The organism is Sulfuricaulis sp., assembly GCF_041499725.1.
In the GTDB taxonomy this organism is placed as follows: Bacteria; Pseudomonadota; Gammaproteobacteria; order Acidiferrobacterales; family Sulfurifustaceae; genus Sulfuricaulis.
This window is the reverse complement of record NZ_JBGQKW010000062.1, coordinates 1-16,843: the sequence shown is the minus strand read 5'-3', so window position 1 is coordinate 16,843 and position 16,843 is coordinate 1. Positions and strand designations below refer to the sequence as shown.

19 protein-coding genes and 1 tRNA gene are annotated in these 16,843 nt (G+C 56.9%); 15 read left to right on the top strand and 5 right to left on the bottom strand.

Annotated elements, in window-relative coordinates:
* The 5 genes from ACC569_RS10605 to ACC569_RS10585 all read left to right on the top strand — a co-directional run.
* The coding region (locus tag ACC569_RS10605) for an MFS transporter (RefSeq protein ID WP_372523494.1) at positions 1-517 on the top strand (517 nt) is incomplete at its 5' end.
* Positions 518-580: 63 nt separating this feature from the next.
* Entirely contained in the window at positions 581-1,606 is a 1,026-nt protein-coding gene (trpD, locus tag ACC569_RS10600) for an anthranilate phosphoribosyltransferase (RefSeq protein WP_372523493.1), read from the top strand.
* On the top strand, positions 1,603-2,430 hold the full coding sequence (gene trpC / locus ACC569_RS10595; protein ID WP_372523492.1) for an indole-3-glycerol phosphate synthase TrpC: 828 nt from the start codon (positions 1,603-1,605) through the stop codon (positions 2,428-2,430). Before trpD ends, trpC begins: the two co-directional genes overlap by 4 nt.
* On the top strand, positions 2,427-2,849 hold the full coding sequence (locus ACC569_RS10590; protein ID WP_372523491.1) for an OsmC family protein: 423 nt from the start codon (positions 2,427-2,429) through the stop codon (positions 2,847-2,849). Before trpC ends, ACC569_RS10590 begins: the two co-directional genes overlap by 4 nt.
* Before the next feature lie 106 nt (positions 2,850-2,955).
* Positions 2,956-3,354, top strand: coding sequence for a VOC family protein (locus ACC569_RS10585; RefSeq protein WP_372523497.1), 399 nt, complete (start codon positions 2,956-2,958; stop codon positions 3,352-3,354).
* Between the two features lie 19 nt (positions 3,355-3,373).
* On the opposite strand, the gene coq7 is transcribed toward ACC569_RS10585, so the two are convergent.
* Both coq7 and ACC569_RS10575 read right to left on the bottom strand, forming a co-directional pair.
* Positions 3,374-4,018 carry a 2-polyprenyl-3-methyl-6-methoxy-1,4-benzoquinone monooxygenase gene (gene coq7, locus ACC569_RS10580; RefSeq protein WP_372523490.1) on the bottom strand — a complete coding sequence of 215 codons (645 nt, stop codon included), beginning with the start codon at positions 4,016-4,018 and terminating at the stop codon, positions 3,374-3,376.
* Positions 4,019-4,094: 76 nt separating this feature from the next.
* Entirely contained in the window at positions 4,095-5,357 is a 1,263-nt protein-coding gene (locus tag ACC569_RS10575) for a (Fe-S)-binding protein (protein WP_372523489.1), read from the bottom strand.
* Positions 5,358-5,469: 112 nt separating this feature from the next.
* Here ACC569_RS10575 and ACC569_RS10570 point away from each other — a divergent pair, with 112 nt between their 5' ends.
* The 4 genes from ACC569_RS10570 to ACC569_RS10555 all read left to right on the top strand — a co-directional run bounded on the left by ACC569_RS10570 (position 5,470) and on the right by ACC569_RS10555 (position 7,578).
* Positions 5,470-5,784, top strand: a complete 315-nt coding sequence (locus ACC569_RS10570) for a ferredoxin (protein WP_372523496.1) — start codon at positions 5,470-5,472, stop codon at positions 5,782-5,784.
* Positions 5,785-6,404: 620 nt separating this feature from the next.
* Positions 6,405-6,833, top strand: a complete 429-nt coding sequence (rplM, locus tag ACC569_RS10565) for a 50S ribosomal protein L13 (RefSeq protein ID WP_372523488.1) — start codon at positions 6,405-6,407, stop codon at positions 6,831-6,833.
* A 65-nt stretch (positions 6,834-6,898) separates the two neighbouring features.
* Positions 6,899-7,294: a 30S ribosomal protein S9 gene (gene rpsI, locus ACC569_RS10560; RefSeq protein WP_372523487.1), complete on the top strand. Its 396-nt coding sequence runs from the start codon at positions 6,899-6,901 to the stop codon at positions 7,292-7,294.
* A 210-nt stretch (positions 7,295-7,504) separates the two neighbouring features.
* Positions 7,505-7,578 (top strand) — tRNA-Gln (locus ACC569_RS10555).
* Here ACC569_RS10555 and ACC569_RS10550 read toward each other — a convergent pair.
* The gene (locus tag ACC569_RS10550) at positions 7,564-7,785 is read right to left on the bottom strand and encodes a hypothetical protein (protein WP_372523486.1); all 222 of its coding nucleotides are present in this window, start codon (positions 7,783-7,785) and stop codon (positions 7,564-7,566) included. The genes ACC569_RS10555 and ACC569_RS10550 overlap by 15 nt on opposite strands.
* Before the next feature lie 490 nt (positions 7,786-8,275).
* On the opposite strand from ACC569_RS10550, the gene ACC569_RS10545 reads away from it, so the two are divergent.
* The 5 genes from ACC569_RS10545 to erpA all read left to right on the top strand — a co-directional run bounded on the left by ACC569_RS10545 (position 8,276) and on the right by erpA (position 12,317).
* Complete coding sequence (locus ACC569_RS10545) at positions 8,276-9,391, top strand: porin (protein ID WP_372523485.1); 1,116 nt, start codon at positions 8,276-8,278, stop codon at positions 9,389-9,391.
* A gap of 138 nt (positions 9,392-9,529) precedes the next feature.
* Positions 9,530-10,561: an N-acetyl-gamma-glutamyl-phosphate reductase gene (gene argC, locus ACC569_RS10540; RefSeq protein ID WP_372523484.1), complete on the top strand. Its 1,032-nt coding sequence runs from the start codon at positions 9,530-9,532 to the stop codon at positions 10,559-10,561.
* Positions 10,562-10,631: 70 nt separating this feature from the next.
* On the top strand, positions 10,632-11,348 hold the full coding sequence (locus ACC569_RS10535) for a DUF6776 family protein (RefSeq protein WP_372523483.1): 717 nt from the start codon (positions 10,632-10,634) through the stop codon (positions 11,346-11,348).
* A 95-nt stretch (positions 11,349-11,443) separates the two neighbouring features.
* Positions 11,444-11,899, top strand: coding sequence for a polymer-forming cytoskeletal protein (locus tag ACC569_RS10530; protein ID WP_372523482.1), 456 nt, complete (start codon positions 11,444-11,446; stop codon positions 11,897-11,899).
* 64 nt (positions 11,900-11,963) lie between these two features.
* The gene (erpA, locus tag ACC569_RS10525) at positions 11,964-12,317 is read left to right on the top strand and encodes an iron-sulfur cluster insertion protein ErpA (protein WP_372523481.1); all 354 of its coding nucleotides are present in this window, start codon (positions 11,964-11,966) and stop codon (positions 12,315-12,317) included.
* Positions 12,318-12,402: 85 nt separating this feature from the next.
* Here erpA and ACC569_RS10520 read toward each other — a convergent pair whose 3' ends face one another.
* Positions 12,403-13,533, bottom strand: coding sequence for an anhydro-N-acetylmuramic acid kinase (locus tag ACC569_RS10520; protein WP_372523495.1), 1,131 nt, complete (start codon positions 13,531-13,533; stop codon positions 12,403-12,405).
* A 27-nt stretch (positions 13,534-13,560) separates the two neighbouring features.
* Positions 13,561-14,955, bottom strand: coding sequence for an OapA family protein (locus ACC569_RS10515; protein WP_372523480.1), 1,395 nt, complete (start codon positions 14,953-14,955; stop codon positions 13,561-13,563).
* Positions 14,956-15,113: 158 nt separating this feature from the next.
* Here ACC569_RS10515 and tyrS point away from each other — a divergent pair, with 158 nt between their 5' ends.
* Positions 15,114-16,322 carry a tyrosine--tRNA ligase gene (tyrS, locus tag ACC569_RS10510; RefSeq protein WP_372523479.1) on the top strand — a complete coding sequence of 403 codons (1,209 nt, stop codon included), beginning with the start codon at positions 15,114-15,116 and terminating at the stop codon, positions 16,320-16,322.
* Positions 16,323-16,843: the final 521 nt, after the last annotated feature.

Below are 16,843 nucleotides of genomic sequence, written 5' to 3'. Positions count from 1 at the left end.
GGGTTCGCCTGATGTGATGTACCGGCATCTGCATTACGGTGCCGATGACTTCGGGTGGCTGTTCATTCCCCTGGTGACCGGTTTGATGCTCGGTGCCTTTATTTCGGGACGGATCGCGGGACGTTTCACGCATGAGCAGGCAGTCACGGCGGGCTTCACGCTCATGCTCGCGGCGGCGGGCGTGAATCTGGGCCTGGCGTTATGGCTGGCGCACACGGCGCTCACGATCATTGTCCCGGTCGTGGTTTACGCGACGGGGATGTCACTGGCCATGCCGAATCTGAGTCTGATCGCGCTCGATGTGTTTCCAGCTCACCGCGGTCTGACCTCGGCATTGCAGGGGTTCGGTCAGGCCGGCTTCAATGCCGTAGTGGCGGGTGTGCTGGCGCCGCTGCTTTCAAGCCGGGTGGAGTTCCTGGCCGGCGGTATGCTCATGCTCAACCTGACGGGTTTGGGGCTGTGGTGGTTCTGGCGCCACCGTGAGGAGGCCGTGGAGCCAGTGCCGGTTTTGCCTTGACCGGCATCGCAGTTCGGCGACAGAATCCATCCCGTTTGTCATTTTCATCATCGAGAGAATTTCATGGACATGCCTTCCGCTATCCGCGCCGTGATCGAACGGCGCCATCTGTCCGGCGCCGAGATGCGCGCGGTCATGCGTCTGATCATGACCGGGCAGGCGACACCGGCGCAGATCGGGGGTTTTCTCGTGGGATTGCGCACCAAGGGCGAGACCGTGGAGGAAATCGCTACCGCCGCTGAAGTAATGCGCGAACTCGCCACGCATGTGGACGTCAGCGGCCCGCATCTCGTGGATACCTGCGGCACCGGCGGCGACGGGGCCTGCACCTTCAATATCTCGACCGCCTCCGCCTTCGTGGTGGCGGCGGCGGGCGGCAAGGTGGCCAAGCACGGCAACCGCTCAGTGTCGAGCAAGTCCGGCAGCGCGGATGTGCTCGAGGCCGCGGGCGTGAGCCTGGAACTCACGCCCGATCAGGTCGCGCGCTGCGTCAACGAAGTGGGTGTGGGTTTCATGTTCGCGCCCAAACATCATGGGGCGATGAAGCACGCCATCGGTCCGCGGCGCGAGATGGGCGTGCGCACCCTCTTCAATCTGCTCGGGCCTCTGACCAATCCGGCGAACGCTCCCAATCAGGTACTGGGCGTGTATTCGTTACAGTGGATTGAGCCATTGGCGGAAGTGTTACAGCGGCTCGGGAGCGAGCATGTACTCGTGGTCCATGCCGAGGACGGCATGGACGAGATCAGCATTGGTGCGCCCACGCACGTCGCGGAGTTGAAGGAAGGGCGGGTGCGCGTCTTTACGATCCAGCCGGAGCAGTTCGGTATCCAACGCGGCGATGTATCCAAACTGGCTGTCGCGAGTCCGGCCGAAAGCCTTTCGGTCATCGAATCGGTGCTGAACAACAAGCCCGGACCCGCGCGCGATATCGTCGCGCTCAACGCCGGGGCGGCGATCTATGTTGCCGGACTCGCGTCCGATCTCGGCACCGGCGTCAAAACCGCGCTGGAAGTCATCGCCAGCGGCGCGGCCACGAAGAAGCTGCATGATCTCGTGGCCCTGAGCAAAAAATTGTCAGCGAAGTGAACGCTACCCCTGACATTCTCCGGAAGATCCTGGCGCGCAAGCGCGAGGAGATTGCCGCGCGCGCCAGCCGCTTGCCGCTCCCGGCGCTGCGTCAGCGTGCCGGATCCACGCCCGCTGCGCGCGGCTTTTTACAGGCGATTCAGAGCCGACTTGCCGCCGGTCGTCCCGCGGTCATCGCCGAGATCAAGAAAGCGAGCCCCAGCAAGGGCCTGATGCGCGCGGATTTCCGGCCGGCCGATATCGCCAGGAGTTATGAACGCCACGGCGCCACCTGCCTGTCGGTGCTGACCGACGTGGACTTTTTCCAGGGCGCCGACGAGCATCTCCAGCAGGCGCGCGCCGCCTGCGCGTTGCCGGTGCTGCGCAAGGATTTCACCATGGACCCCTATCAGGTGGTCGAGGCGCGTGTCATTGGCGCGGACGCCATTCTGCTGATTGTCGCCGCCCTGGAGGATTCCCGGATGCGCGAACTCGCCGTCCTCGCGGCGGAACTGGGCATGGATGTGCTGGTGGAGGTGCATGATGAACGGGAACTTGATCGCGCGCTGGCCCTTAATACTCCTTTGATTGGCATCAACAACCGCGATCTACGCACTTTCCGGACAACCTTGGAAACGACCTTCAGCTTGCTAAAGAAAATTCCGCCGGATCGCATCGTAGTGACCGAGAGCGGAATCGGCACGCCCGGGGATGTCGCTCTTTTACGGACGCAAGGCGTGAATGCCTTTCTGGTGGGTGAGACCTTCATGAAGGCCGACGACCCCGGTGCGAAATTGAAAGAATTATTCAATGTCTCGATACAGCGTCGAGAGAGGAAATCATGAAAGCAATTATCAAGTGGAGCGGCGGGGTCAGTTTTGCCGGCACTGCGGATAGCGGTCACACCGTGATCATGGACGGCGCGCCGGAATCCGGCGGCCAGAACCAGGGCGCGCGTCCTATGGAACTGGTGCTGATCGGCATGGGCGGCTGCACGGCATACGACGTGGTGCATATTCTGCGCAAGTCACGCCAGGAAATCGTCGGCTGCGTGGCCGAGGTGGAGGCCCGCCGCGCCGCGACCGACCCCAAGGTGTTCACGCATATTCATATTCATTTTGTCGTCAGCGGCAAGGGTCTGGATCCGAAAAAAGTCCAGCACGCCATCGAGCTTTCCGCGACCAAGTATTGTTCAGCCTCCATCATGCTCGGCAAGACGGCACAGATCACGCATGATTTCGAGATCAGGGAGATAGCGGCATGAGCCGCGGAGCAGGGGCCCTGCGCAGCGGGGATGCGACCGGCGAATTGCCGCAGGACGCCGACGGCATGGCGTGTTGGTCGTGTTCGGCATCTCGGAGGCGGCGGTGATGAGGCGGCCGGCAGCGGTTCCCGGACTGCATCATGTCGCGCTGAACGTCCGCGACCTCGAGTCCTGCGAGCGGTTTTACACTGAGCTGCTTGGGATGCGCGTGGAATGGCGGCCGGATCCGGACAACGTGTATCTCACCGGCGGGGCCGATAACTTGGCCCTGCACCGTGCACCATCCGGCGCCGAGCCGGGGCCGGCGCAGCGGCTCGATCACATCGGATTTGTCTTGCGCGAGATCGGGGAGGTGGACGCATGGCATGCCTTCCTCAAGTCGAACGGCGTGGCCATCGTCAAGGAACCCAGAACCCATCGCGACGGCGCACGCAGTTTCTACTGCCGCGACCCCGACGGAAATACCGTGCAGATGATTTATCATCCACCGCTGGCTGGAAAATAACTAATAACTATCGCGAAAGCTAAATCCAGTACGCCGTGCGTGTCATGATTTTTGAATTGCACTGCATCCATTGCTTGACGGGTTCCGGCAAAGCAGCGCCGCCGGATTCGATCGCCACCGTGGCATGACGGCCTTCGTCGTCGCGCATCTGCTCCAGGATCGCCCGGCTCTTATCGTCCGCCGTGGGGATCTGACGCAGATGATCGTTCAGGTGTTCCACCACCTGTTTCTCGGTCTCCGCGACGAATCCCAGACTCCACTTGTCGCCGAGAGCGCCCGCGAGCGCGCCGAGGGCGAATGAGCCGGCGTACCACAGCGGATTCAGGTAGCTTACATGGCCTCCGAGTTCGTGGATGCGCTGCTCGGTCCAGGCGAGGTGATCGTTTTCTTCCTGCGCCGCCTGTTCCATTTTCCCGCGTACCTCGGGCAGCCGCGCGGTCAGCGCCTGGCCCTGATACAACGCCTGAGCGCAGATTTCCCCGACGTGATTGATGCGCATCAACCGGCCGGACAGTTCACGCTCGGCCGCCGTAAGCGCGGGATCGCTTTTTCCCGTCGCCGGATTGTCGCGCGCGGCCAGTGGCGCCGGGCCGAAAACGGTATGTAGCGCCTGGTCGAGCTGTCCGATCAGGCGATCAAGCAAGCTTAGGGTGCGGTCGGTCATATATTTCGCCCTATTTCATTCGTCTGGACATAATGAAAGGTACGATACCGATGGTGGCGCTTTCCTACAAGGGCACTCAGGTGCTGGTGCCGTTTTGTATCTGTTTTTCAAGCAGTACCACGGGATGCATTACCTCGATGGCCAATCCGGCTTCGCGGATGCCCGCGGCCAGATACATGGCGCAGCCCGAATTGGACGTCACCAGGATATCCGGCGCGAGCCGTCTCAAGTGATCTATTTTTGGCGCGCGCAATTGCCGTGCGATCCGTGTCTGTGTCAGATGGTAGGTCCCGGCCGCCCCGCAGCACAGCGAATTATCCGGCAGGGGAATTATCTCCGCGCCGGGAATGCGGGCAAGCAGCGCATAGGGCTTGTCCTCCTGCCGCAGGACATTGGTCAAGGTGCAGGGGTTATGCACCGCGACACGTTTTTTCAGCGGGCGGAAAACGATATCCGAAGACCATGCCAGTCCTGCGAGAAACTGGTTTAAATCCGTGACGCGGGAGGAAAACCGGTCAGAGGATTCGTCACTCTCCCGATACTTTGCATATTCGCTCAGTGTTGCCGTGCAGCCGCTGGCGGCACAAAGGATGGGTTCCGTATTACCGGTGAATGCCTTGATATTCTGCCCCATGAGCTCGGCGGTTTTTTCGGGCAGACCGCTGTGCAGATGCAGTGCACCGCAGCATCCCTGATCCGGCGGTACATGCACTTCATATCCGAGACGATTTAATAATCGGATCGTCGAAATCAGGGTTTGTTGATCCGTGATCTGTGTCAGGCAGCCGGTAAAAAAGGTGACTTTGCCTTTTGATTTGCTCGTTGTCGGATAAATTTCCACCGCGGCTTTGGGAGTTGGCGGCGACGTAAGATTTTCCTCCAGTTCAGCGAATCCGAATAACTTGAGGAGGCGACTGGTCCGCAGGAGCCACTGCAGACCGGACAGGTGATACAGCCACAGAAATTTTCCCAGTGTGCGCACTCTGCCGGGTTTTTCCACCAGCCATTGAAGTATCGAAACAGATCGTGTTGCCGGCGAGATAGAAGGTTCGCGTGCGACTTCGATCAAGGCGCGCGCCGAGTCGAGTGCCAGCCCGTAGGAGACGTAAGATGGACACACCTTTTCGCATGCGCGGCAATCAAGGCAGCGCGCCAGATGCAATTCCAGCTTGTCGCTCAGCGGTAATTCACCTTTTGCCAGGGCCAGCATGAGCGACAGTCGACCGCGCGGCGATTCCGATTCGTCGTGCAGAAGACCGTAGGTAGGACAATGGGGCAGGCATAGGCCACAAGCCACACATTTGGCGGCTTCGCGCTTTATATAGAAGGCTGAGTTCAAAATTGGCGATAGTTCGTTAAGGGCAGTTATGCAAAATATACCGATAGCGGGCCGGTGTCCTATAATTCGTTATCCAATCATTTGTTACTCAAGCGCAGCCTTGCCCGGATCGATGTCTTATTACCGCTATCACGTCTTTTTCTGCATAAATCGGCGCGAGGATGGTCGTGCGTGTTGTGCCAACCACCATTCACAGGAAGTACGCGATTATGCCAAGGAGCGGATCAAATCACTTGGCCTGGATGGAAAGGGGGGTGTGCGGATCAATACCGCAGGGTGTCTGGATCGTTGCGAGGAAGGACCCGTGGTGGTGATTTATCCGGAGGGGACTTGGTACACCTATGTGGACAAGGAAGATATCGACGAGATAATTGATCAGCATCTTCGGCAAGGACATGTCGTCGAGCGTCTGAAGCTGAAAAGCTAGCTCATGGCACCATTGAGACTGACATAAATTGCCGGTCCAGATGCGGAAATTGTGTTATCTGCACCAAAATGGGGCATTTTTGGTTCTCTCTTGCGAATGAACCAACATAAAGAAGCCGGGTCTTAGCAATTGAAGTTGATGTAGCAAGTAGGTTAGAGATTGGTTTGAATGACGTTCTTTGTAATTTATTAATTTTAATCATGGTGTTACGTCATTACCTTTGTACTTAGAGATCTCTTAAATCGAGCTTGACAATAGGTAGAAATATTAGATAATTATTATATACTGTTGTTTAGAGATTTCTGGCGATTGGCCCGATGTTTGCTAATCTCTAGATAGGAAGTTGAAAGATTTTCTGACGGCGCGACGAGCGCCGGGTAAAGGCTCCTCCATCCTCCTAGTGGTGGTTCGGGCGTGGCTCCCCAGCCACGCCTTTTTTTTGCCTGATGTTCTCCGTCATTTAGTGAATACATCGGGTCTCCTATCTCGGTATTACTCGGCAATTCCCGGTTTTTCCTTGTATCTTGGAACCGTCTTTTGTAATATGCGCGGCTTTCCGGCGCCAGGAATGTGCCGATTTAGGGGCGGGAAGCCCGACAACGGATTATTGAACCATCTCCATGAAAACTTTTTCTGCCAAACAGGAAACCGTCAAGCGCGACTGGTACGTGATCGATGTGGCCGGTAAGGTTCTCGGACGGGTTGCCACCGAAGTTGCCCGCCGCTTACGTGGCAAGCACAAAGCGGAGTTCACCCCGCACGTGGATACCGGCGACTACATCATCATCGTCAATGCCGACAAACTGATGGTCACGGGCAAGAAGAGCCGGGACAAGATTTATCACCGCTATACCGGCTATCAGAGCGGCCTCAAGGTGACAAGCTTCCAAGACATGATGAAGCGCGCGCCGTGCGATGTTATTGAAGAGGCGGTTCGCGGAATGCTTCCCAAGAATCCGTTGGGACGCCAGATGTTCCGCAAGCTCAAGGTTTATCGTGGCGCGGAACACCGTCATTCGGCACAGAGTCCCAAGGTTCTGGAAATCTAAAATATTTAAGCGCGAAATAAATTATTTTGTCCAGACGAACAAAATAGGGCGACATATATACATTTATGGCACAAGCAAACATCTATCGTGCAACCGGACGACGCAAAACGTCGAAGGCGCGGGTTTATCTCAAGCCCGGCAAAGGCGATATCGTCGTCAACAGCTTATCGGTCGATAAATATTTCGGTCGTGAAACGGCGCGCATGATCGTGCGTCAGCCGTTTGTGGCGGTGGATATGGTGAACAAGTTTGATGTCATGGTGAACGTCGACGGCGGCGGGCCCAGCGGCCAGGCCGGCGCCATCCGTCACGGCATTACGCGTGCGCTCATGGCCTATGACGAAACGCTTCGCCCGACCCTGCGTAAGGCCGGTTATGTTACGCGCGACGCGCGTGCCGTCGAGCGCAAGAAATACGGCTTGCACAAGGCGCGCAAGAGACCGCAATACTCCAAGCGCTAAAGGCATCTCAGCCGGTATATCCATAAAGCCACCTTCGGGTGGCTTTATTTTTTTGGCGGTAAATTTTTGTCGCTGTATTTCGCCAGCTGCAAGATGAATGGACGCATCCCAGCGCAGGAGAGATCATTTAATTTCTCTTGTATAACAGCTGTCACGGCCTTTCAATAAATTGACCCTCCCCCTATAGCTCTTTAGAATCCCGCCCCTTACTGGGGGATCGTCTAACGGTAGGACAACAGACTCTGACTCTGTTTATCTAGGTTCGAATCCTAGTCCCCCAGCCAAAAAACAAAACGGCCCATCTTGATATGGGCCGTTTTGTTTTTTGATTCGGGACTAGGAGGAGAACCCTTGGGTTCGACCAGCGGCGCAGGGGTGAGGTGGAAAGCTTGCGATTCACCGATCGCGTTCCACCGAACGGGCTTGCCATGGGCAAGGCGGAAGAAGAGAAAGGTCCGGTGAACCTTTCTCCCGCCGAGCGGGTTCGCCATGGATGGCGAACCCCGGACTTTCGAGCGAAGCAAAGATTGCAAAGCGAAGAAAGGCAAGCCTTGGAGTTCTTAGCGAGACATGGATGGTCGAGCTTAGAACTGCGCGGAACAGCAGAGCGTTAGGACGCTGGCCCCATGCATTAAAAAGAGGCGAGGGACAGGGGTGAGGCGGAAGAGAAAACAAAGGTCCAGTGGACCTTTGTCCCGCTGAACGGGCGAGGCAGGAGCTGAGCCCTGGCTTTCAAGCGAAGCAGGAAGCGTAGCGTCGAAAGTCCCGAGTAATCCTGGCCTCAACTTTGCTTTCCTAATCTGCCCTTAAATTTCCGGCAAAATACCATAATGTTGTATAAATACAACAATATATTCATATGTGGCATTTTTACAATAATACGTTGCATATTCGCAAAAAGCTGTGCTATAAGATACATCAAGCGCAGATGAACTGCGCTTGAGTTTTACTCTCAACTACCTTCATTCCAGGAGGAATCTGATGAACAAGAAGCTTCTTATCGCAGCGATGGGCGCGACACTGGTTGCTGGCCCGATGTTAGCGGCGCAGGCGGACACCGTAGTTTATGGTCATTTCCATGAGTCGATGGATAACTATGATAATGGCGGCGCTGCTGCTGCCCGTACTACTATTGTCCCCGCCGCCACCATTCCCGCTGTAACCGATACCTCGAATGGCTTGCTGAACAGCAACAGCAGCCGCTTCGGCATCAAGGGCAATGAAGATCTCGGTGGTGGTCTCAAAGCCATCTACCAGGTTGAATCCGGCGTTTTCAATGCTGACGATGGCTCTAGCGGTTTTGGTAACACCCTTCGCAACACCTACATGGGTTTTGCCGGTTCTTCGTGGGGATCGGTAAAGTTTGGCCGTCACGATACACCGGTTAAGGATATGAGCCGCAAGATCGATGCGTTCAACGAAGAGATCGGTGATCTGCGCGTCGGAATCGGTTACGCCAGATTCGATAACCGCGCGAGCAACATGGTGCGTTACGACAGCCCTTCATTCAGCGGTATCCAGGCTGCAGTGTTGTATTCTACGTCTGAAGCGAATACTGACGTCTCTCCCTCTGCCGCTCCCACAACCGGTATCACAAGCGGCAACGTCACCTGGTCACAGGGGCCGATTTATCTCGGTTTGGGTTATGAAGTACATAACTACCACAACAGCAACCTGAAGGAAGAGAGTGATATGCGGTTGGTTGGTATGTTTAACATCACCCCTGAGTTTTACGTCGCTGCTATCTACGACAAAGTGAGCAATCTCCTCGGCTTAGATGGTATTGACGGATCGACTTGGGGCATCGGAGCCGGCTTTAAAATGGCCAACAACCTGTTCAAGGCCCAGTACGCCAAGGTCGATTCGGTTGACACTGCAAACCCGGATGATGGTGCCACCGTTTGGGCCATCGGCGTTGACCATAATTTCAGCAAGACCACCAAGGTCTATCTGGACTATGCCAAGGCGGACAATGATGTTGGCCAGAACGTCAATGTATCGAGCAGCTACGCGGGACACGGCACGAGCAGTGTTCCAGCGGTGGGCGCAGGAAAGTCGCCGAGTGCCGTCTCGCTGGGCATGGTCGTCAACTTCTAAAAAAACAGTGCTGATGACTTAAAGTAACAAATAGTAATCTGCAGTATCTGACGGGGCCCGACGGGCCCCGTTTTTTTTGGTCTTGAACAGTGGCGTATCTGTTAGAATTTGACCTTTCTGTCGGCAGCTCGAATTTCAATGATCAAGATCGGCATCATCGGTGGCACAGGTTATACCGGCGTGGAATTACTGCGCCTGCTGGCCGCGCATCCCGAAGCGGATTTGCGGGTCATTACTTCCCGGGGCGAGGTCGGGAAGAAGGTGGCAGAGTTGTTTCCCAGCTTGCGAGGGCATATTGATCTCACCTTCACCGAGCCCGACGCAAAATCTCTGGCCGGTTGCGATACCGTATTCTCGGCCACGCCCAATGGTGTGGCCATGACGCACGCACGCGAACTGCTCAAGACCGGGGTGAAGTTTATCGATCTGGCCGCTGACTTCCGCCTGAAGGACCCGGCGGTATGGGAAAAATGGTACGGCATGCCGCATGCCTGCTCCGAGCTGCTCGCCGAAGCCGTTTACGGACTACCGGAAGTTAACCGTGAGAAAATTAAGAAAGCCCGGCTGGTTGCCAATCCCGGTTGCTACCCGACCGCCGTGCAGTTGGGTTTTCTGCCGCTGCTGGAGAACGATCTTGTGGATACGCAGCATCTGATTGCCGATGCCAAATCCGGTGTGACTGGTGCTGGCCGGAAAGCGGAAGTGCATACATTGTTTTCAGAAGCGGCGGACTCCATGAAGGCCTATGGCGTCGCCGGCCATCGTCACTGGCCCGAGATTCGTCAGGGTCTCGATGCCGTCAAGACTAAGCCCGTGGGGCTGACCTTCGTGCCGCATCTCACGCCCATGATCCGCGGCATTCATGCCACGCTTTATGCGAGGCTCACCAAACCGGGGGTGGATCTCCAAGCCGTATTCGAGAAGCGCTACGCCAGCGAGCCGTTCGTGGATGTCATGCCCGCGGGCAGCCATCCCGAGACGCGCTCAGTGCGCGCCTCGAATGTCTGCCGCATTGCCGTACATCAACCTCAGGGTGGGGATACCGTCGTCGTGCTGTCGGTGATCGATAATCTGGTCAAGGGCGCCGCCGGTCAGGCGATTCAGAACATGAACATCATGTTCGGCTTGGATGAAAGGATGGGTCTCGATCAGGCCGCCGTGCTGCCCTGAGGTTATTGCGGCTTGTGATCGATAGCCGATCCGGCTATGTTCAAGTAAACCGTGGATTTTCCTGCCTACAATGATTGATTTGAACAAACCCGGTGAGCTGGTGATCAAGCCGCGGTATTCACCGCGCATCAAACTGTTGCTCTCAGTGATCGCCGCTGTGGCGCTGCTGGTTTCGGCGGGCCTGATCTACAACTACGGATTGAACCGTGCCGGTTTTGAGCGCCAGTCAGCGGAGCAGACCCAGCTCACGTTGCAGGACGAGATGCGCAAATTGCGCGACGAGAACCATGAACTGCAGGAGTCCCTGGCGCGCGCGCAACGGACCATCCAGATGGATCAGGCGGCCTACCAGGACCTGGACAAGTCGCTCAAGGCCTCGGCGCAGGAGATCGTCAAGCTCCGGGAAGAGCTGAATTTCTACCGCAACATCATCTCGCCGACCGATAAGAAAAGTGGCCTGCGTATCCAAAATCTCTACATCGAATCGGCCGGCAGCGCGAATCAGTATCGCTACAAGCTGGTGCTCATCCAGGCTCTGAAACACGAGAGCTCGATTCAGGGGCGCGCCAGCTTTGAGATCAGCGGCGTACAGGTGGGTGAGGACGTCGTGTTGAAGGTCCCGGCGGCGAACGAGCACGCCATATTGGTTAGCTTCAAGTATTTTCAGGATATCGAGGGAAAGTTCGAGCTGCCCCGGAATTTTCAGCCTAAGCGTATCAAGGTGAATATCACGTCCCCGGGCGGGGCCTCGATGGCGGAAGCCAGTTATAACTGGCCGCAGGTGTAATGTCCGGCGGACGGGGTTAAGCTAAGCCCCTGTTTCGGCGTGCCATGTTTTTAGCCCCGGCACGTCTACAATTAAATCTATTACATGGAGGGTATATGTCTATGTTATCTGCTCTGGGAAAAATCCCGACTGAAAAACCGTGCAACACGATTGATACGCTGATCGGCGCCAAGACCGATCTCAAGGGCGATATCGTGTTCACGGGTGGACTGCGTGTTGACGGGAAAGTCCGCGGCAATATCACGGCCAAGGGCGACGGCAACAGCACTTTGGTGCTGAGTGAAAATGCCGCGGTGACCGGCAATGTGACGGTGCCGCACATCATCACCAATGGAACGATCAAGGGAAACGTCCGCGCTGCTGAGCGCATCGAACTTCAGCCCAAGGCGGAAATTTCCGGGGACGTGTATTACAAGGTGATTGAAATGTCCCTCGGGGCCGTGATCAATGGCAATTTGGTGCGGGATACAATCGAGGTTAATAAAGGTACGGTCACGCGGCTGAAATCGGCTGGCGAAGGCAATTCGGAGGCTGAACACCAGGATCGTTGACCTGATGGGTCAGGAATAGGATAATAGTTTTATTGAAAGTCCCTGAGATTTGTGGAGGTCCAATATGAGTGCTGCCATGCCCGAGATGCCGTCACCTCTGCTGTTCACCGACAGCGCGGCAAAAAAGGTGAAGGAACTGATCGAAGAGGAAAAGAATCCGGCGCTGATGCTGCGGGTGTTTGTTTCCGGCGGCGGGTGTTCGGGATTTCAGTACGGCTTTACGTTCGAAGAGAGCGCCAATGAAGACGATACGCGCGTGGAAAAAAACGGCGTTACCCTGCTGGTCGACCCGTTGAGCTTCCAGTATCTGACGGGAGCTGAAATCGATTTTCAGGAGGGCGTCCAGGGCGCCCAGTTTGTGATCAAGAACCCGCAAGCCAAAACCACCTGTGGTTGCGGTTCGTCCTTCAACACCTGAAAACTGCTTCAATCCAGAAACATCAAAAGGGCCCGTCTGGGCCCTTTTGTTTTATTGAAGCACAGTAGCAATCCAACCTGCGGGTTCACGCAGGATAAATTCCTCCCAGTATGACAACATGCCTGGCGCCGGTAACGGACGGCAGATTACCGGGCCGCCGCTCCAGCGTTTGATGCGCCAGCCAGGCGAAGGCCACCCCTTCCACCCAGTCCGGATGCAGACCCAATGCTTCAGTCGTGGCCACGGGGATACTGGAAAAATATTCAGCCAGTGCCGACATCAATTCATGGTTATGCGCGCCGCCGCCGCAGACATATACCTCTTGCGTCTGCGGCAGGTACCGGATCACTGCCTGCGTAATGCTCAACGCGCTCAATTGCACGAGCGTCGCCTGTACGTCGACGGCGGTGGGTGCCGCCGGAGACAGTTTCTGCAGATGGTCATGGAGCCAATCCAGATGGAAATACTCGCGCCCCGTGCTCTTGGGTGGTGATGCCGCGAAGTAAGGGTCTGTCAGCAGTTGCTCCAGCAGGGCCTTGGAGGATTTACCGGAAGCGGCCCATTGTCCCGCGTCATCGCAGTCGCGTGCATTGTGATGCCCCATCCATTGGTCAAGCAGCGTGTTGCCCGGGCCGGTGTCGAAGCCGCTCACCGGCTGTGAGGCATCGGCGGGAAGATAAGTGACATTGGCAATCCCGCCGATGTTGAGGATGACGCGGTTACGCCGCGTCGAATGAAACATCTGGCGATGAAACGCCGGCACGAGCGGCGCGCCCTGACCGCCGGCAGCAATGTCGCGCGCGCGAAAGTCCGCCACGGTGGTGATGCCGGTGCGCTCGGCGATCACGGAAGGGTTGCCGATCTGCAGCGTGAAAGGATGTGCCGCGCGCGGCCGGTGCCGCAGCGTCTGGCCGTGGCTGCCGATGGCGCGGATGTTCTTTTTATCAAGACCCGCCTGCTGGATTACGGCATTGGCCGCTTCGGCAAACAGGCCTCCGAGGGCCATGTCCAATTCGCCGAAGCGTTCGATTTCGTTGGCGCCGGCGCGCATCAAGGTCTGGATCTCGCCGCGCATCGCGGGTGGAATCGGATGCGCATGGGAGGCGACTAGGACGGGTTTGCCATCGGCGGAGATGGAGACCAGCGCGGCATCGATGCCGTCCACGCTGGTTCCTGACATCAGCCCGATATAGTGCATGGCCTGAGTTTCGGGCAGCGCGCGGGAAGTTACAAGGGGTTTGATTTAGCGGTTGGTGGCGATCAGCGTGCCGCGGCCGATAAGGTCCAGTCGCGCGTTCCAGGTTTTCGTCATCCGCGCGAAGTCGTCACGATGTTCCCCGGCGATCGGCGTGGACCCCGGGAATCGGAACGTCAGCGGATTGCGATGTTCGCCGTTGACCTGAAATTCATAATGCAGGTGCGGACCGCTGGCCAGGCCCGTGGCGCCCACGTAACCGATGGTCTGACCCTGATCCACGAAGCTGCCGACGCGGAGGCTGGTGTTGAACCGCGACAGATGCGCGTACAGCGTGCTGTAGGTGGCATTGTGCCGGATGACAATGCGCTTGCCGTAGCCGCCGTTCCAGCCCAAGGACAGAATACGTCCGCTGGACGTGGCGCGCACCGGCGTGCCGACGGGAGCGCCATAGTCCACCCCCTTGTGCGCCCGCCATTTTTTGAGGAGGGGATGGAAGCGGCCAGTGGAGAAGCGCGAGGTGATGCGGCTGAATTCCACCGGTGTGCGCAGAAACGGTCGGCGCATGCTCATGCCTTCGGGCGTGAAGTAGGAGGTATAGCCGTTGACGTCTCGATAAGCGATGGCGCGGAAGACGCGTCCCTGATTGATGAACTCGGCGGCCAGAATCGGCCCATCAGCCACTTTCTGACCCTGCCAGTATTTTTCCTCGTGAATCACCGAAAAACTGTCGCCACGGCGCAGATCGAGAGCAAAGTCGATATCCCATCCGAAGATCTCCGCGAGCTTCATGATCAGCGCGTCGGAAAGTCCGGCCTCCTGTCCGTCTTCGAACAGCGACGATTCGATGGCGCCACTGACATGGGCGATGCGCGTCTCAAAGGCGCGTATTTCCTTGGTAAGATCAAACCGACCCTCCTGGCGGATGAGATGAAACGCCTCACCGGGATCGGTTTCATAGACAAGCTCCTGCCAGGGCCGGCCGGCCTCGGCGCGCCAGCGCAGTGTTTGCCCCGGATGCACCTGGCGAAACACGTGCGCCTCGGGACTGGACTGGATCACGCGACTGATTTCGTTGCCGTCGTACCCATGCCGTTTCAGGATGTCCGACAGGGTGTCGCCTTTCCGGACCGTGACCTCGGTCCATGATTCGCGGTTAGAAGACTTCGTTGCCGGTGTTTCGGTAACGGCGGGGGGTGGCGCCAAGCCGTTCGCCACTGTCGGAAGAATCGCGTTACCGAGTAGCACCGTTTGTGGCGGTGTCGCCGGAATCAGCGTACCCGCCGGTGGGGCATCACCCCCGCGCGGTATGATGGCGGCGATCGTCACCGAGGTGAGAAAAATCGCCAGCCCCAGTAGCCACACCCCCCGCCGGTGAAAGTGACGGAAGCGGGTTGAACGGCGAGTCAGAAGTTTAATGTACTTGAGAAGTACTTTGGGCAAGGCTTTCATCCTGGTCTTGATTAATTGAAACCGCAGCATCAAGTCTAGCCGATCAGCGGATGGACGTGAACCCGCCATGTGGCGCCAACATGCCATGACGGGTCGGCTATGGTACCCTTGGCACCGCACAAATCTTCCGACACTTTCCGGATTATTTCATGACAGAGGCAAGCGAATCGCTGCGCATTATCCAGCGCGGCACCGAAGAAATTCTGCTCGAATCCGAACTCACCGAGCGTCTAAAATCCGGGCGGCGACTGCGCGTGAAGGCGGGCTTCGACCCGACCGCGCCCGACCTGCATCTCGGGCACACGGTGCTCATCAACAAGCTGCGCCAGTTCCAGGACCTGGGCCACGAAGTCCTGTTTCTGATCGGCGATTTCACCGGCATGATCGGCGATCCGACCGGCAAGAACACCACGCGCCCGCCGCTCTCGCGTGACGAGGTGATTGAGAATGCGCGCACCTACGAAACCCAGATTTACAAGATCCTCGATCCGGAAAAAACACTGGTGATGTTCAATTCCAGCTGGATGAGCGAGATGCGTGCATCCGATCTGATCCAGCTCGCGGCCACGCACACGGTGGCGCGCATGCTCGAGCGTGATGATTTCGCCAAGCGCTACAAGTCCGGCCAGCCGATCGCAATTCACGAATTCCTTTATCCTTTGATCCAGGGCTATGACTCGGTCGCGATGCACGCCGACGTGGAGCTGGGAGGAACCGATCAGAAATTCAATTTACTGGCCGGGCGTGAGCTACAGAAGCTCAACGGACAAGCACCCCAAGTCGTGATCACGATGCCGCTGCTCGAAGGCACCGACGGTGTGAATAAGATGTCGAAGTCGCTCGGCAACTACATCGGGATTACTGATACTCCACGGGAGATGTTTGGAAAAATCATGTCCATCTCCGATGAGTTAATGTGGCGCTACTTCGATCTATTGAGTTTTCGGTCAAGCGCCGAGATACAGTCTCTCAAGGACGGGGTGAAGTTGGGCCGGAATCCTCGAGACGTTAAATTTGAACTCGCGCGTGAGATCGTCGCTCGGTTCCACACGAAGGCCGACGCAGATCTGGCTTGGGGGGATTTCATTGAGCGATTCCAGCAGGGAGCGATTCCTACTGACATTCAGGAGATACCCTTGCAGGTGAAGTTGAAGCACGCAACTGTCCCACAGATTTTGCGTGGCGCGGGCCTTGTGGAGAGCACGTCGGAAGCACGGCGCATGATGGAACAAGGTGCCGTTCGAATCGACGGTGAAAAAATCACTGATTTTTACAAAGAGATTCCTGTGCCGTCGTCTCATGTATATCAAGTAGGCAAGCGAATCGCTGCCAGAGTCACATTGCAACGTATTCCCTAAGCACCAAGTATTGGCGGGCTTTTTGTGGAAGCCACTGGCAATCAGCCGCTGAAGGCTGGCACTCCTCTGACTGTTACCTTCTTGTCCGCCCCCCATCAAAGCGGAACCTATTCCCTCAAGCCCAGGGTACAGCGACTGACCCATAACGGAATCGCCATGACATTCATCGACTTTGGCCTGGATGATCTCCGGTTTATTGACGCAATCCTGTCCAGTTCTTTCTGAATATCCGAGTACCATGGTTTGGTACCTTAAATTAGGCAGTTTCCATTGTAGATATCAGTCTTTCCCGGCCACGCTGACCGACCTGAAAAAGGCTGAAATCAAGCGTTGACGCGAGGGGCTAGGCGCGTATAATGCGCCTCCCTTGGGCCGGTACCGTCGTATCGGCTTTTGTTCTTTAAAAATTCGAGATCAAGTAATTTGTGTGGGCGCTCTTGTCGAGCCTGGTCATCCAATGAAGGGCGACTGACATGCCTGCCTTAAAAAGCGGCGCATTCAGTCACTTGAAGTTTTAGTTC